Raw genomic sequence first — 15,821 nt, 5'->3', positions numbered from 1 at the left:
AAAAATAATTAGGATTTTCCAGTATCTATGATTTGCGGTATAGTGTCTTTTATCGTTCTAACTTACCTCATTTGTCTCCATTCCATGACTAAAGATACTGGGTCTTATAAACTGTCCGGGTCGCCTCTCCCTAATCAAGTCCGACAAACACTTCGTCTTAAACACATGAGCCGAAGCTTAGTTAATATGTTCTGGTAAGTATGAAGTTCAATACCGTAAAAGAAGTTACATCCTGGAAAAACTTCATACTTAATGATGATATCTACGACCTATCACATCTTAATGCTCAGTGGGTTGAGTATCTAGACCAAACAGACGAACAAAAGCCGATCGCATACAAGTTTATAGTAACTTATGGCTTACATTGCTTCACTAAAGATTCAGATGATGTTTCTAGCGAAGAATCACAGTTATTGATGTACAGTGCGCCGAAAGAGTCTAGACAATTTAATTTTGAGAGATATCAACTCTCAAAGCACTTACCGAGTATTATTAAGTCATTGGGCGAGAAAGAAACGTTAGTTTGTCACGCTGGATATGGAAAATTTGCTACCGTTAAAATTTTGGATTCAAATGGTAGAGAGGTTGATTATTACGTTGCTTTTGCAGTATTCAAAGAAGTTAAAAAGCTGAGATTACACGTACAAAGTGCTTACCCTAAATACGAAGGCATAGGCAAAGTGAAAAAAGTCGGCTTCTTCGTTATAGCCAAAAACTTATTGAATAATAAGAAATTACCGAAGCCATAAAATAACAAAGGCTCCTTAAGGAGCCTTCGCCAAAAAATCAGTTTTGGTATTCAGAACGTCTTTACCGGAATTTCCTCGACCCTAGTGGGTAACGGGATGTCATCCTTAGAGGATGTCTGCTGCATCCATATCTAATATAGTCTACTACTTTGATATATGTCAAGTAGCGTTATCCTACGGCACCAAGATACCAGGAATTGCCTGGTTGAGTGCCACATAGCCTTCTGGGTTCATATGCAGACAATCTCGACTGTATTTCGGGTCAAAAATCCCCTGGGAATTCGCCAATACCTGGCTGCTATCAAAACCAGTTACTCGATCGCCTCCTCAATTGCTCTAAACTCTCCCCCACAAAGCCAATCCGCCGCCCCTTCCCCTAGCGGCAATTATCCCATCTTCTACTAGAAAATATGCAAAAAATGCCTGCTTCCCCACACTTAAACTAAAAAATTCCGCCTCCCGCGCTTCTCCACCGCGAATAAATCCTTGATACACAGTTTTACCCAACAATTTCACGGTAATTCTGGTAAAATCAAAAGCTAAAATATTTTTATTAACCAAAAACTTAGTCGGCCCGGAAAGAGTTAGTCTGATCGCCCCAACTTGCACCGAATTCTCCACCCTGCCGGTTTCGCTATTCTCTTCCCCTTCAGCAACAGGTTCTGCCGAATAAGCAATTTGAATTTTTGCAACCCACTCAGGAATATAACGTCCCGCACCCAACACAATCCCCGCTTTTTGTCGAGTCTTTTTGGTGCCGGTGATAAAGCAGAGTTGCCAGTTGCCGATTAATTGCTCGAAAGAATAGCGAATTTTATTGTTTTTCGCGTTTTTCTCAGCTTCTATGAGGGCGGCGACTACAGCATCGGGAGATGGTTGAGAATTAGATGTGGCAGCTTGTTCTAGAATAGATATATTTTCCATTTAATAATATACAGATTTGTATTTTAAGGGTGGTAGCTGAGTTGAGAAACCCCTAAATACCCCAAAAAATCGGGGATTAGGGGTTGACTTTTACAGTTTCTTCGCCCTGATTAAGGGGGGCTTTGAGTGCTTCTTGTCCCACCCCCTACTCGCCTTGTGTTTTGGAGGGCTAGGGACGATCGCATCTGTTAAAGGCGTAAGTCCTAAAGCTGCAAGACATTGATAATATTAGCTGAAGTAGCGGAGAAAAACATGGTTGCGATCGCCCCCACAGACACAGAAATCATCGTCATCGGCAGCGGGATTGGCGGCTTGACGTGCGCTGCAATGCTGGCCCGCTATGGCTTTGAGGTTGTGGTTTGCGAAAGCCATTCGATCGCGGGCGGCGCCGCACACGGTTTTGAACGCGACGGATTTAGCTTCGACTCCGGGCCCTCCCTGTACTCAGGATTATCCTACAGCCCGTCTGCCAATCCCCTGCGGCAAGTTTTGGATGCGATCGGCGAAAAACTCCCCTGCATCACCTACGATACCTGGGGTTGCTGTTTGCCAGAAGGCGATTTCGACACATCCGTTGGTGCGAGTCAATTTGGCGAAGTGCTCGCACAACTGCGCGGCGCGGAAGCAGTCGCCGAATGGCGGCAACTCCAGGGCATCATGGAACCCTACGCCAAAGCTGCCACAGCCTTGCCCTCCCTGGCTTTGCGCTTCGATTTGGGCGCTGTTTTTACCCTCGGCAAATTTGCGCCGGCTTTCCTGAAAAGTGCTGGCGACGCGATCGCACTTGCAGGCCCTTTCAGCAAAATTATGGACAAAAACGTCAAAGATCCGTTTGTCCGAAATTGGCTGAATTTGTTGTGTTTCCTGCTGTCTGGACTTCCCGCCGACGGAACGATAGCAGCCGAAGTCGCATTCATGTTCGCCGACTGGTATCGCCCCAATGCAGTTTTGGACTATCCGATCGGCGGTAGTGGAGCTTTGGTAAATGCCCTGGTACGCGGTTTAGAGCGCCACGGAGGGCGGTTGCTGCTAAATTCCCACGTTGCAGAAGTTTTGGTGGAAAACAACCGGGCTGCAGGCGTGCGGCTGCGATCGGGCAAAATTATTCGATCGCACAAAGCCGTCGTCTCCAACGCATCCGTTTGGGATACCCTGAAACTGTTGCCTGAAACCTCTGTCCCGCAAAGGTTTCGGCAAGAGAGGCAGGCGACGCCCGAGTGCGACAGCTTCATGCACCTGCATCTGGGAATTGATGCTGCCGGAGTGCGATCGGACTTGGCTTGTCACTACATCTTCGTCAAAGACTGGGAAATGGGCGTTTCTGCCCCTCAGAACGTCGTTCTCGTCTCGATTCCCTCCCTCCTCGACCCCCACCTCGCGCCTCCCGGAAAGCACGTCATTCACGCATATACCCCCGGAAACGAGCCTTACGATTTGTGGCAAAAGCTCAATCGCAGCAGCGGAGAGTACAAGCGGCAAAAACAAGCGCGCGCCGAGGTAATGTGGGAAGCCTTAGAGAGAATTATCCCCAATATTCGATCGCGCGCAGAAGTCACCTTAGTTGGGACACCCCTCACCCACGAACGGTTTTTGCGCCGCCATCGCGGTTCCTACGGGCCCGGAATTCGGGCTGGTAACGGCTTGTTTCCCGGGCCGACAACGCCTTTAGCGGGGCTGTTTTGCTGCGGAGATTCGACATTTCCGGGAATTGGTTTGCCCGCTGTTGCTGCTAGCGGGGCGATCGCCGCCAATACGATCGCACCTTTGGACAAACATTTGCAATTGATTCGGGAAGTTATTAGTTAGTTGTTATTAGATATCTCCCATAATTATTGTGGAACAGGCAGGATGCCTGTTCAAAACCTGATTTTTAGGAGATGTCTATTAGTTATTTGTTATTTGTTATTTGTTAACGGGATTATTGAAGGGCTTTCATAGCGAAGGATGCGAACCCAAGAGTAAACAATAATTTGATATTAGTTAGTAAAATGTGACCGATATCTGTCAGCATAGAAATAGATAGTTCGATCGCAAAGAGGCCACCGTGCAACCCGTAGACTTTACAACTTTAACCGCAGCTTGCAGCGAACTGCGAGCCCAATGGCTGCCAGCGCGCTTAGAACAAGTCTACCAGCGCGATCGATTTACCGTGTCCCTGGCGCTGCGTACCATGAAAGGGCGCGGCTGGATTGACCTTTCCTGGCATCCTGTGGCCGCCCGCATCTGCGTCGGCGACCCCCCGCCCCGCATTCCCGATACCTTCACCTTCAGCGAACAACTGCGGCACCAACTCAGCGGTTTAGCCTTAGTTTCCATCGCCCCTGTTTCATCCTGGGAAAGAGTCATCGACTTGCAATTCGCCAAACGTCCCGGAGAACCAGCCCTCTGGCACCTGTACGCCGAAATCATGGGCAAGTACAGCAACGTCATCCTCACCGCCCAAGACAACCTCGTTGTCACCTGCGCCCACCAAGTCAGCGCCAAACAGTCCACCGTCCGTCCCATCCAAACCGGGCAACCCTACGAAATGCCCCCGTCGTTGACCGATGCAGTGCCGAGTTTGAGCGAATCTCAAAACCGCTGGCAATCACGAATTAGCCTGGTTCCTGGGCAATTAAAGGGCAATCTGTTGAAGAATTACCGAGGGATGAGTAAAGCCTTAGTTTTGGCAATGATTCGATCGGCTTCTTTAGACCCCGAACAATCCACCGACAGCCTCAATCCCGACGACTGGCAGCAACTATTCCAGAGCTGGCTATACTGGCTGCAATGCCTAGAAAACTCGAAATTTCACCCGAGTTTTACCCCCGAAGGCTACACAGTCATCGATTGGCCGACACCAGAAAATCAAAATGTACGGGCGATGCCCCCGTACTCGGCGCCCTCTAATTCTTCCTTCCTGACATCCGTTAAATCCGTTACAGAATCCGTTGCCGAACTTCCTTCTTCGGTTCAAGAAATACTTAACAGCTACTACACAGGCCAAATCAATCAAGAAGTATTCGCCCAACTGCGGCATCAGCTTACCCAAAAACTCAACAACGTCCTAGCCAAACTGCGCCTCAAAGCCAACACATTTAAAGAACGATTGCAGCAATCTGCAGACGCCGACACCCACAAATCCCAAGCCGACTTGCTGATGGCAAATTTGCAGCATTGGGAACCGGGAATGAAATCAATTTCTCTCCCCGACTTTGAAACCGAAAAACCAGTTGTCATTTCCCTAAACCCGGAAAAAAACGCCGTTCAAAACGCTCAAGCCCTCTACAAAAAACACCAAAAACTTAAAAGAGCCCGCATTGCAGTAGAACCTTTGTTAGCCGCCGTACAGGAAGAAATCGACTATTTAGAACAAGTTGAAGTCGCACTTTCAGTATTGGAAACCTACCGCAACACCCAAGATTTGCAAACCCTCGCCGAAATCCGCGAAGAACTGATCCAACAAAAATATCTAGATGTACCAGATTACCGCAGTACCGACAAAAATGCTGCGATCGAATTTCACCGCTACCAAAGCCCCAGCGGCTTTGAATTATTAATCGGGCGCAACAACCGCCAAAACGACCAACTCACTTTTCGCACCGCCAACGACTACGACTTGTGGTTCCACACCCTAGAGATTCCCGGAAGTCACGCTTTGCTGCGTCTGGAACCCGGTACTGTGGCTGAAGAAACCGATTTGCAATTTGCCGCCGACATGACTGCTTACTACAGTCGCGCCCGCCACAGCGAACAAGTCCCGGTGGTTTATACAGAACCGAAATATGTATACAAGCCCAAAGGCGCAAAACCGGGTATGGTTGTATACAAGCAGGAGCGGATTGTCTGGGGTAGACCGCAGCAAGCTCCGGCATAATTTATATAAAGTGAGTAAAAGGGTCGATCGGCAATCGAAACTTCGTTTTTACCTCAAATAACCTGTTTGGAACCGATAAACCTACGCAGAAACCGGATTTTTGAACCTAGGGTTGATTATACAAAGTGACTGGGAGTGCGATCGCCCCCTAATATCAAATCCGGTAGCATCGGAATTATTCATCTCTGTATTCTCTCCCTCTGCGTTCTCTGCGCCCTCTGCTGTTAAATCATTCCGATGCAACCGGAAACGATATCACAATTTATATTCGCCTGTAATGTAAAGTTTTATTACAAAACTTTACATTTTGTTGATAAAGTACCCCTTAAGAGAGATGATATTTCTTTTAGAACCCTTTGCAAAGAAACGTGCAACTTGGGTTTCCTCACTGTGAGAAAAACACTGTGGGAACACAACGGATTTAACTATTTGTGCAGACCAGCTTTAGCTAAAGCTGGTCGTTTCTGTTTAAACCTTAAACCCAAGCCCCCACCGATTGTAGATTGGCGATTTTAGATTTTAGATTAAAACCGCCAATCTAAAATCTAAAATCTAAAATCTAAAATCTAAAATCCCCAAGGCCCGCTCTTAGAAAGTAAACGTGGTTCTGACAACCCCAATCACCAAATCAGAATTATTCTTATTGTGGTCGGGAGCAGTCAGCCAAATCAAACCAGGAGTGATAGCAATATTATCGCTCAACTTAAACTGATAAAAACCTTCAACGTGCAGCGAAGTATCCTTATCTTCCGGCAAAGTCCGATTAGTAGAACTCGTCACCCGCGGCTCCATACCTACCACAATCCCCGCCACATTTCCTTCTTTCAACAAATCAGGAAAAGCCAAAGTAACTGCCCAGTTCCAGATTTTTTGATCGCCCCGCTGCACAGAACCCGTAGGAGTAGCCAAGTTGGATAAAATGCGCTGGTTGGTGTAACCCGCCCAACCGCCAATTGCAAATCTCCGGTTCAACTGCCACGAAGCTTGCGCGCCGTAGGAATTGCTAGAAACTGGGAGAGTGCTATCGCTGTCGAACCCGAAGGAACCGAGACGCGCCGGGAAATTAGAAGCATTGCTGCCTGTACCGGTAACAAAGTTGTAGGAGTTAACGTAAGTTAAACCTAAAGCCATGCTCTCGCTCGGTTTGAAAGTCAACTGAGCCAAACCGCCGTAAGAGCCGTTAAACAAACCATTTCCCCGCGTCGGGTCCGCAGCATTGCCGGCCAAATATCCCAAACTCAGTTCCAGTTTTTCCCCAAACTGATGCCGCAGAGCGATGCCAGAACCACCAGTCAAATAGTAAATTGGGTTGCGAGTACCGAAGTTAGAAAGAGCGCCGTAGCTGCCGTCTCCGTCAAAGTAAGGGTTGACAGTGTTAGCAAAATCATCAGCCGCGCCGGCGTTGGCTTCTAGAATTACAGTAGTGCTTTTGCCGATAGGGAATTGGTAAAGCAGCGCATCTAAACCTACCGTATTGCTAGCCTCGGCAAAAGGCCCAGCATTAAACCGCAATTCCCCTTCAGCGGTTTTCGTATTATTAGTAGAAAACGAACCCAGATTCAAAACTTGCAGTCGAGTTCTCAGCAAATCTTCTCCAGAGAAACTCGTGTCGAAATTGATACGAACCCTGCTGCCAAAAGCCGTCGCTTTATCGGCATCGTTACCTTCAGCATCCTCTCCCCTGGCGATACCAGCCAAACCAAATATCACTTCGCCGTTGAGTTTAGTCGTAGTCGAAAACTGATTTGCTTCTAATTCAGAGGCGCGCGCTTCCAAAGCATCGACGCGGCCACGTAAAGTTGCCAATTCCGCCGCAAATTCTTCTTGCAACCTTTGCACAGAAGCCAAATCTTCTCGCGTCGCCAGATTTCTGGAACCGCCTTGAATCAGCTCACTAACTTTATCCAAACACGCATTTAAACCTGCGGCAAACTCGTAGCGAGTCATCGCCCGGTTACCGCGAAAAGTGCCGTCAGGATAACCAGCTATGCACCCGTAGCGCTCTACTAGAGACTGCAAAGCTTGGAACGCCCAATCTGTGGGCCGAACGTCGGAAAGTTGCGAAACAGAGGTTACTTGGCCGGCCGCATCTTCGCTGCTACTGCCTTCTGTGCTGTATTCGTTGATTTGTTCTAAAACATTTGACTGTGCTGGAGGTTGGGCATTTGGATTTGGCGATTGGGAAATCTGCTCTTGGGCGCTTAAATTAGTCGGTGTAGCGGCGGGTTGGGTTTCGCTTAAGTTTGCGGGCTCGACTGCGGGAATTTGCTCCGCGACAGGTTCTTCGGCACTGAAATTTGCGGGCGCGACTGCGGGTTTGGTTTCGCTTAAATCCCCTGCAACTGCGTTTTCCGGTGCTTTTGCTTGTTCGGCAACTGGGGCAATCGGCTCGTTAGCGTTAGCCAAGCGATCCGAAGGAAAGCCCTCGTAGAGGTTCGCACTTTCTTTCTCAATAGTTTCAACAGTCAAGTTGCTAGCTAGCGACGCTGCTTCGCCTGTCTCAGCCTTTGCTGTTTCAGCCTTTGCCACCTCGGTTGCAGCACCTGCTAATTGCAATTGATCAGCTTGAGCTATGGTGGCAATTTCTACCTGTTTCTCTGCTGCTAGCGCCGTCGAAGATACGACTAAACTTGCTGCCAATACAGCGGGACTAACTAAAAGTCCCTTCCACAAAAATTTGGACATTTTTTCCTTACACCACATTGAGCCGATCGCCCGTTCCGAAGATTTAGGCACCAGCAAATCACCTTCAATATTCTGCCTAATAGTAATTCTTGTCAACAATCGGGGAAATCACTGTCGGAGAGTGCAGTTTGGCTGTGGCTGATTTGACAAAAACTCCGTTTATTCCCAAAATCCTTGGTTTGAGCTAAATAGTTACATAGAAACCTGGTTGATGGCCCGATATTGCGTAAGTGATCCCTCACTAAGACTAATATTGACAGCACTGGCGCTAACAAATCGTTTGATCGGCTACAAATACAAGTGAAAAAACTCAAATACGCCCTAGTTCACGAATGGTTGACGCCCTTAGCTACTGGCGGTTCAGAACTCGTAGTACAGGAAATCCTCAAACACGTAGACGAGGCAGATGTCTATGCCCTCATCGACTTTGAATCGGCCAATCCCGAAAGCTATCTTTTCGGCCGACAGATTGGCACAACATTTTTACAGCACTTTCCCAAGGCCCGCAGCGGTGTCCAAAAATATCTGCCCTTTCTGCCGATCGCGATCGAACAACTAGATCTGCGAGAATACGACATCATCCTCTCCTCATCCCATGCCGTTGCCAAAGGCATCCTCAGCAGTCCCCAGCAAATGCACGTCTGCTACTGCCATACGCCCATGCGCTACGCTTGGGACTTAACTTTTGACTATTTGCGTAGCAGCAAAGCCGGACGGGGCATCCAGGGTCTGCTGACGCGATATTTGTTGCATCGACTCCGGCAGTGGGACGTAATTTCCGCCAATCGCGTTGATTATTTCATCGCTAACTCTCAACACACTGCGCGCCGAATTTGGCGGTGCTATCGGCGGCGGGCCCAGGTGATTTATCCGCCGGTAAATATCGAGCGATTTTCCTTGATGCGGCAAAAACAAGACTTTTACGTCACCGTTTGTCGGTTGGTAAGTTACAAAAACGTAAGTGCGATCGTCCAAGCATTCAATCAACTCGGGCATACTCTAATTGTCATCGGCACCGGGCCAGAATTAGAAATGATTCGGCAAATCGCCAAACCCAACGTGCAAGTGCTCGGCTGGCAACCCGCCTCCATAGTTGAAAAGTATATGGCAGAGGCGAAAGCCTTTGTCTATGCAGCTTGCGAAGATTTTGGCATAGCTTTGGTAGAGGCTCAAGCTTGCGGAACACCAGTAATTTCCTATGCAGCAGGGGGCGCTTTGGAGACAGTGCTCGACATTCGCCAACACCCAGAGACAGGAACTGGTTTATTTTTTTCCTCCCAAACCGCATCAGCATTAGTCGAAGCTGTCAAGGAATTTGAGCAGTTGCAAGGCAAATTTCGCCCAGAAATCTGCAGGTTGCGCGCTGAACAGTTTGCCCCCAAAGTTTTTGGGCAGCGCTATCTAGCTTTTGTGGAACGCTGCTATCAGGAATTTCACTCCCGTGATTTTACCGAGTCTGGGGCTTGAGAGTGCCAGAACCCGATAGCGTGACAATCTTCCTTCTGCCTTTGTATAAGTGCCTTGAGAAGACCTCTGCATCAGTGCCTTGTGCCTTTTTCCTTCGGCCGCCAGAAGCCCTCTTCCTTCTTCCTTCTGCCTTTTGAAGCCTTCTGAAGGCAGAAAATTGAGTATTGGAAACATAATTGAGAGAACAAAGCGTCTTGAGGCTTTATGATCAGGACTGTGTGTGGTGTGAAGTGAAGGAGTAAGATGACTGCCGACAGCCAACTAATCTCCGGCAAGGTAATTCGAGCGATCGCAAGACGCGGTTTTGGGTCTGTCCTGCAAGGAGATAGACGCATAAGCCGTTCTCTACAGAGCTTCGACGGAGAACTTTTCAAGCGGTTATTTGACATCCTGTTTTCCTTATCGGTTCTGATCCTGTTTGCTCCGGTTTACCTGCTTTTGGCTTTCTTAATCGCCTTAAGCTCGCCCGGTCCTATTTTTTACGTACAGGAACGAGTAGGCAAAAACCGTAAAAGGTTTTATTGTCTTAAATTCAGAACGATGGTGGAAAATGCGGACGATATATTGCTAGAAATCATGGAAAATTCTCCGCATTTGCGTCAAGAGTTTGAGGACAATTTCAAGCTGAAACAAGACCCTCGAATTACCTGGATTGGAAGATTTTTACGAATGACCAGTTTAGACGAGTTTCCCCAGTTTTGGAATGTTTTAAAAGGAGATATGAGTGTCGTCGGACCGAGACCTTTAGTTGAAGAAGAACTGCCGAGATACGGCAGTCACATCAACAAAATTCTCACCATAAGACCTGGAATTACAGGCTTGTGGCAAGTGTCTGGTCGCAACGATATTCCCTATCCCCGCCGAGTCCAAATCGACCTCTATTACGCAAATGACAAAAACCTTTGGATGGATATGTGGATTGTTTTCAAAACAATTGGAGTTGTGATTTTTCCCAAAAATAACGGCGCATACTAATTTTTGTCCGCAGTCAGCAATCGGTAGTTAGTTTTATTTGTTACTGACCACTGATGCTGACTACTGACAATCAGCGACAAACTCTTTGTCAAAACTAAACAGTTCCGGGATGCCGATCGAAGAATTGTGAGCTTAACTACAGGGGCAAATACTTAAATAAACCTACCTCTTATTCATCTAGAAAGATCAGTTCTTCTAGATAGACTACTTTAGGTTTAGGTGTTAAACTTAACTCTATAACCTTTGGCTTAAGGGGGATAGCCTACTTATCTTGGGATAGCCCACTACCCAACAGCGTAGGAAGTAAACTTCAACTGGCTTTAGGTAACTAAAGTGAAGTTTGAGTAAGTTTTATAAAGCAGTTTGAGAATACGGCAGAGAGCAACAGCCTCTGCCAAAAAATTTATTGTGAATTAACACAGCCTGTCAAAGGAAAATCAGATGACGCAACGTAAGCGAGCGCTAATAACAGGTATTACAGGTCAAGACGGCTCCTACTTGAGCGAATTACTGTTAGAAAAAGGATATGAAGTTCACGGCATTATCCGGCGCAGTTCTAGTTTCAATACCGATCGAATTGACCACATTTATGTCGATCCTCACAGCGAGGGTGCGCGCCTGTTTCTACACTACGGCGACTTGACGGATGGCACTACTCTCCGCCGGATATTGGAAGAAGTTCAGCCGGTAGAAATTTATAACTTAGGCGCTCAATCTCACGTTCGAGTCAGTTTTGACTCGCCGGAATATACGGTTGACACAGTAGGGATGGGAGTATTGCGGCTGCTAGAAGCAATTCGGGACTATCAGCACCGCACCGGCATAGAAGTGCGGTTCTATCAAGCAGGTTCTTCGGAAATGTTTGGTTTGGTACAGGAAGTTCCGCAAAAGGAAACAACTCCTTTTTATCCCAGAAGTCCTTACGCCTGCGCCAAAGTTTACGGGCACTGGCAAACAATAAATTATCGCGAATCTTACGGACTTTTTGCCTGCAACGGCATTCTGTTCAATCACGAATCTCCCCGCCGTGGCGAAACTTTTGTAACTCGCAAAATTACTCGCGCCGTGGCCAGAATAGTCGCCGGCAAGCAGAAAAAGATTTACTTGGGCAATCTCGATTCTAAGCGGGACTGGGGCTATGCTAAAGACTACGTGCGGGCGATGTGGCTGATGCTGCAACAAGACAAACCTGACGATTATGTCATTGCTACCAACGAGACTCATTCTATTAAGGAATTTCTCGATTTGGCTTTTACTTACGTCAATTTAGATTGGCAAAAATATGTGGAGTTTGACGAACGCTACTTGCGGCCGGCAGAAGTCGAACTGTTGATAGGCGATTCGACTAAGGCGCGCCAGCAATTAAATTGGGAACCTTCTGTAACTTTTCAGGAGTTAGTACATTTAATGGTAGATGCTGACATGAAAGCTTTAGACGAGCAAGGTCGAGGTTCGGGCAACGGATTTGATTAACTCGCGAAACCAAGCCGTCAGTGCGAACAATTTGTAGGGGTAGGGCCCCGTGTCTACCCCTTTGGCGAAAGGCGCGCACCGAGGGATAGCCCCTGCACACACTTCACAACTGATCAGAGGATGGTTACAGCTATTAGCGAGATCGGCATTCAAAGAACCCCCTTAATTGCTCGCAAAATTTTAGGCTGTGCGGGCTAATAAAAACATTAAAATGATAGTTGAGGACTCGCTACTAATAAATCTAACTTTCGGGTGTGCACGGACCAGTCCCTATCAGCAGCAGCTAAAACAGATTTGTGGGCAACCGCGTCCTGTAGCTGGAGGCTTCTTTTGCTAAAGCAACAATTTTAGAATTGAAATTGTCGATCGACTTTTATTCAAAATCCCGAGGCTAAAATTATGACCAGCTTGGATTTAAGCAACAAACGCATTCTAGTCACGGGCGGCGCCGGTTTCTTGGGCCGTCAGGTAATCGACCAGCTAGTGAAAGCAGGGGCCGATGCTGATAAAATTTCGGTAACTCGATCGCGCGACTGCGACCTCCGCGTCATGGAAAACTGCAAGCGCGCCGCCGACCAACAAGATATGATCGTTCACCTCGCCGCCCACGTCGGCGGCATCGGCTTAAACCAACTCAAACCCGCTGAATTATTTTATGACAATTTGATGATGGGCGTGCAACTAATCCACGCCGCCTACGAAGCAGGAGTCGAAAAATTTGTCTGCGTCGGCACGATTTGCGCTTATCCCAACTTCACCCCAGTTCCTTTCAAAGAAGATGACCTGTGGAACGGCTATCCAGAGGTAACTAACGCACCTTACGGAGTAGCGAAAAAAGCCTTATTAGTGCAACTGCAATCCTACCGCCAGCAGTACGGATTCAACGGTATCTACTTGCTACCAGTAAATCTGTACGGCCCGGAAGATAACTTTGATCCGAAAAGTTCCCACGTCATCCCCGCATTAATTCGCAAAGTCCACGAAGCGCAAGAAAGGGGAGACAAAACACTGCCAGTTTGGGGCGACGGCAGCCCTAGCCGCGAGTTTTTGTATTCCACAGATGCCGCGCGGGGAATTGTGATGGCGGCTCAATCTTACAGTGAATCTGACCCGGTTAATTTGGGAACGAATAGCGAAGTTAAAATTCGCGATTTAGTGGAAACGATTTGCGAATTGATGGGATTTGAGGGAGAAATTGTCTGGGAAACAGACAAACCGAACGGTCAGCCACGCCGCTGTTTGGATACGCAAAGGGCTAAGGAAAAGTTTGGTTTTGTTGCGGAGGTGAAGTTTAAGGAAGGGTTGAAAAATACGATTGAGTGGTATCGACAACACGCAGTTTGAGTGTGAAAAACCCGGTTTATTCAAGAAACCGGGTTTTTTTAGGAATAATATTTTAGGAATAATAGTAAATGGGTTAGAAACCTCATTTACAATAGTCGCCGGTTGCCACCTATCCTACACAAACGAGTCCGTCTTCTGGCACTAAGAAATTATACAAATTTGGGTGATAATTCACTGACAATACTCGACAGCAGTGCCGTGTCCCTACTGCTGTGTCCTGTATTTCATCCGAGTGAAAACTGCTATAATATAAATACCTCTACTGAAATCATCGAAAACTGAAATTCACAGAAAGCCCATGATTGCCGATCGCACCCACAATTATATCTCGCCGGAAGAGTATCTGAAGTTAGAAGAACTCAGTCCGCTCAAACACGAGTATATTCAGGGCGAAGTCTATGGAAGGGCTGATGCAAATGATGCTCATGTGACGGTCGCGGGCAACTTATGTACACTTTTGAGAAATCATGTTCGGGGTAGTGGCTGTCGTGTTTATATGTCTGACATGAAAGCTAGGATTGAATCGAAGAATATTTACTACTATCCTGACGTGATGGTAACGTGCGATGAACGGGACAAGGCATTTCAATCTTTTAAAAGATATCCTTGTTTAATTGTCGAGGTTTTGTCAAATGGTACTGAAGGATTCGATCGGGGCGATAAGTTTGCTGACTATCAAGAATTAGAAACGCTTCAAGAGTATGTATTAATTAGCCAAAAACGTGAGCGGGTAGAGTGTTTTCGCCGTAATGCTGAAGGGTTGTGGGTTTTGTATTCCTATAATCAAGGAAGCGAAATTCACTTGGCTAGCGTAGATTTTCGCACAGGTATTGATGCTATTTATGAGGATGTAATTTTTACGAAGGAAGATTCAGAAGCAGAAATTCACGAAGTGCGATCGAGGGGATAAATGGAAAGTGCGATCGCCCTTCAGTCAAAAAAGGGCGATCGCTTTTGATATATTTAAAATGCCAGCAAGAAAGCGCCGATTATTTGTAATATCTGGATGACAAACTCAATAGACAGTCCCAGTGAGCCGGCCAAGGAGCCGATCGCTGTCGCTATTTCCGTAACACCGGCACCTGAACTGATTAAAGCTATCACCTGGCTAAGAAATTCAATAACAGCGGGTCCGTTAGCAACCAAGCCAAACAGAGCCGCAACAGAAACAGCTCCCACTTTGAGAGCTTCGAGTAGTCCCGTTAGCTGCGCGATCGCGTCTGGTCCTTGGGTGTGAATGTAATCTAAAATTTGTGCGATTGCTGTTACCAGTGCATCCATGCTTCTTTCCTTTTAGGGTCAAATACCTACAATAAATCAATACTGTTAGTCAACTAGCTGAAAAAGCAGTTCAAAAAATAGTCTTATCATTTCAAACAAGCTCAAATCATTTCTCATCTTAATTTCTACATTATTCAGCTTTTTAATTCAATATGTTAGATAAAATCAAGATTTTAAATAACCACCCACTCAAAAGTAACATGACTGAAACTGCAAAAGCAGCAGCATTTTCAGGAATTCCAGAAATCTTGTGGCAGCCAGTGTAAATCATTAAAATTGTGTAGGTTATAGCCACAACCATAACTATAACAATAATTTCAAGATTCGTTATTCCTAAAAGACTACTCATTAATAGCAATAATGACGCAGGAACTAAAGCGACACCAGCAATGAATATATCCCCTTCAAAGCTGCCATATCCCCGAAATAGTTTGCGCGTCAAAAAACTAGCCCCTGCTATACTTAAAAAATTAGCAACGCTGGCAAGTATCAAATTAAATAATGAGCTATTGGTCGAAAATTGTGTTAAATATTTTTGGCACGCGAATACAAAGCAAACTACATAGGCTATTCCAAAAGCAATTCCAACTCCTAAAGCACGTTCCTTGCCTAACCCTTGAAAAAAAACTGGAAGACCGCCAACAGGATTAATTAGAAAAATTTTTAATCCTTGGATAGCGTCATTAAGAGTGGATTTAACTTTGCTTGCGACTTCACTAGCCACTTCATTTGGATTTTCTTTTTCGTTCATGATTAATTAGTGCTAGAAGTATTTTTTTGTTGTATTTTGTTGCAAAAAAGCAATAAAATATTTTTTTGACTCTTACAGCATTATGCAAAGCCAGTTGATTTATTAACTTTTTCCAGTAATTTTTCTCACAATTTTTCTATGCTTATCAATGACATCAGCAACCTCTTTTACCGTCTCTTTTTGTTCGGGCGACAGCGGACATTTTAGCTTAGGTTCTCTTTTGGGTTGCTCAGCCATGAGCTTAGGAATGAAAAATAAATAACTTAATGAATTACTCAGGTTGGGGTACGGCTCGATAATTCCATTTGGGCAAATA

The 15,821-nt window shown here is 46.3% G+C and carries 13 protein-coding genes; 8 read left to right on the top strand and 5 right to left on the bottom strand.

Translation table 11 applies throughout. The features are described 5' to 3' along the window. Positions 1-200: 200 nt before the first annotated feature. Positions 201-749, top strand: a complete 549-nt coding sequence (locus QUA03_RS15595) for a hypothetical protein (protein WP_333213180.1) — start codon at positions 201-203, stop codon at positions 747-749. Positions 750-1,085: 336 nt separating this feature from the next. Here the strand turns inward: QUA03_RS15595 and QUA03_RS15590 are convergent, their stop codons facing one another. Then, positions 1,086-1,673, bottom strand: a complete 588-nt coding sequence (locus tag QUA03_RS15590) for a hypothetical protein (protein WP_333213179.1) — start codon at positions 1,671-1,673, stop codon at positions 1,086-1,088. A gap of 252 nt (positions 1,674-1,925) precedes the next feature. Here QUA03_RS15590 and QUA03_RS15585 point away from each other — a divergent pair, with 252 nt between their 5' ends. Both QUA03_RS15585 and QUA03_RS15580 read left to right on the top strand, forming a co-directional pair. Further along, positions 1,926-3,479: an NAD(P)/FAD-dependent oxidoreductase gene (locus QUA03_RS15585; protein ID WP_333213206.1), complete on the top strand. Its 1,554-nt coding sequence runs from the start codon at positions 1,926-1,928 to the stop codon at positions 3,477-3,479. A gap of 238 nt (positions 3,480-3,717) precedes the next feature. After that, complete coding sequence (locus tag QUA03_RS15580; RefSeq protein ID WP_333213178.1) at positions 3,718-5,529, top strand: NFACT RNA binding domain-containing protein; 1,812 nt, start codon at positions 3,718-3,720, stop codon at positions 5,527-5,529. 588 nt (positions 5,530-6,117) lie between these two features. Here QUA03_RS15580 and QUA03_RS15575 read toward each other — a convergent pair. Beyond that, a complete protein-coding gene (locus QUA03_RS15575) occupies positions 6,118-8,214 on the bottom strand; it encodes an iron uptake porin (protein ID WP_333213205.1) in 2,097 nt (698 codons plus the stop codon). 300 nt (positions 8,215-8,514) lie between these two features. Here QUA03_RS15575 and QUA03_RS15570 point away from each other — a divergent pair, with 300 nt between their 5' ends. The 5 genes from QUA03_RS15570 to QUA03_RS15550 all read left to right on the top strand — a co-directional run bounded on the left by QUA03_RS15570 (position 8,515) and on the right by QUA03_RS15550 (position 14,383). Beyond that, positions 8,515-9,681: a glycosyltransferase gene (locus QUA03_RS15570; protein ID WP_333213177.1), complete on the top strand. Its 1,167-nt coding sequence runs from the start codon at positions 8,515-8,517 to the stop codon at positions 9,679-9,681. A gap of 243 nt (positions 9,682-9,924) precedes the next feature. Next, positions 9,925-10,656, top strand: a complete 732-nt coding sequence (locus tag QUA03_RS15565; protein WP_333213176.1) for a sugar transferase — start codon at positions 9,925-9,927, stop codon at positions 10,654-10,656. 441 nt (positions 10,657-11,097) lie between these two features. Then, positions 11,098-12,129, top strand: a complete 1,032-nt coding sequence (gene gmd / locus QUA03_RS15560) for a GDP-mannose 4,6-dehydratase (protein ID WP_333213175.1) — start codon at positions 11,098-11,100, stop codon at positions 12,127-12,129. A gap of 399 nt (positions 12,130-12,528) precedes the next feature. Further along, positions 12,529-13,473, top strand: coding sequence for a GDP-L-fucose synthase (locus QUA03_RS15555; RefSeq protein ID WP_333213174.1), 945 nt, complete (start codon positions 12,529-12,531; stop codon positions 13,471-13,473). Between the two features lie 298 nt (positions 13,474-13,771). Further along, entirely contained in the window at positions 13,772-14,383 is a 612-nt protein-coding gene (locus QUA03_RS15550) for a Uma2 family endonuclease (protein WP_333213173.1), read from the top strand. A gap of 53 nt (positions 14,384-14,436) precedes the next feature. On the opposite strand, the gene QUA03_RS15545 is transcribed toward QUA03_RS15550, so the two are convergent. The 3 genes from QUA03_RS15545 to QUA03_RS15535 form a co-directional block, all read right to left on the bottom strand. Beyond that, positions 14,437-14,754, bottom strand: a complete 318-nt coding sequence (locus QUA03_RS15545; protein WP_333213172.1) for a hypothetical protein — start codon at positions 14,752-14,754, stop codon at positions 14,437-14,439. 142 nt (positions 14,755-14,896) lie between these two features. Further along, complete coding sequence (locus tag QUA03_RS15540) at positions 14,897-15,505, bottom strand: hypothetical protein (protein ID WP_333213171.1); 609 nt, start codon at positions 15,503-15,505, stop codon at positions 14,897-14,899. Positions 15,506-15,607: 102 nt separating this feature from the next. Next, a partial coding sequence (locus tag QUA03_RS15535; RefSeq protein WP_333213170.1) for a hypothetical protein occupies positions 15,608-15,821 on the bottom strand: 214 nt, incomplete at its 5' end.

The organism is Microcoleus sp. S36b_A4 (genome assembly GCF_036700645.1).
Classification (GTDB): Bacteria; Cyanobacteriota; Cyanobacteriia; order Cyanobacteriales; family Microcoleaceae; genus Microcoleus.
The sequence above is the reverse complement of the archived record's forward strand: the minus strand, read 5'-3'. Positions and strand labels throughout refer to the sequence as shown.

What these genes read in the sequence shown, in the direction of transcription:
- QUA03_RS15555 (WP_333213174.1), top strand. Translation starts at nt 12,529, where the DNA reads ATGACCAGCTTGGATTTAAGCAACAAACGCATTCTAGTCACGGGCGGC.
- QUA03_RS15545 (WP_333213172.1), bottom strand. Translation starts at nt 14,754, where the DNA reads ATGGATGCACTGGTAACAGCAATCGCACAAATTTTAGATTACATTCAC.
- QUA03_RS15575 (WP_333213205.1), bottom strand. Translation starts at nt 8,214, where the DNA reads ATGTCCAAATTTTTGTGGAAGGGACTTTTAGTTAGTCCCGCTGTATTG.
- QUA03_RS15565 (WP_333213176.1), top strand. Translation starts at nt 9,925, where the DNA reads ATGACTGCCGACAGCCAACTAATCTCCGGCAAGGTAATTCGAGCGATC.
- gmd (WP_333213175.1), top strand. Translation starts at nt 11,098, where the DNA reads ATGACGCAACGTAAGCGAGCGCTAATAACAGGTATTACAGGTCAAGAC.
- QUA03_RS15550 (WP_333213173.1), top strand. Translation starts at nt 13,772, where the DNA reads ATGATTGCCGATCGCACCCACAATTATATCTCGCCGGAAGAGTATCTG.
- QUA03_RS15595 (WP_333213180.1), top strand. Translation starts at nt 201, where the DNA reads ATGAAGTTCAATACCGTAAAAGAAGTTACATCCTGGAAAAACTTCATA.
- QUA03_RS15590 (WP_333213179.1), bottom strand. Translation starts at nt 1,673, where the DNA reads ATGGAAAATATATCTATTCTAGAACAAGCTGCCACATCTAATTCTCAA.
- QUA03_RS15540 (WP_333213171.1), bottom strand. Translation starts at nt 15,505, where the DNA reads ATGAACGAAAAAGAAAATCCAAATGAAGTGGCTAGTGAAGTCGCAAGC.
- QUA03_RS15585 (WP_333213206.1), top strand. Translation starts at nt 1,926, where the DNA reads ATGGTTGCGATCGCCCCCACAGACACAGAAATCATCGTCATCGGCAGC.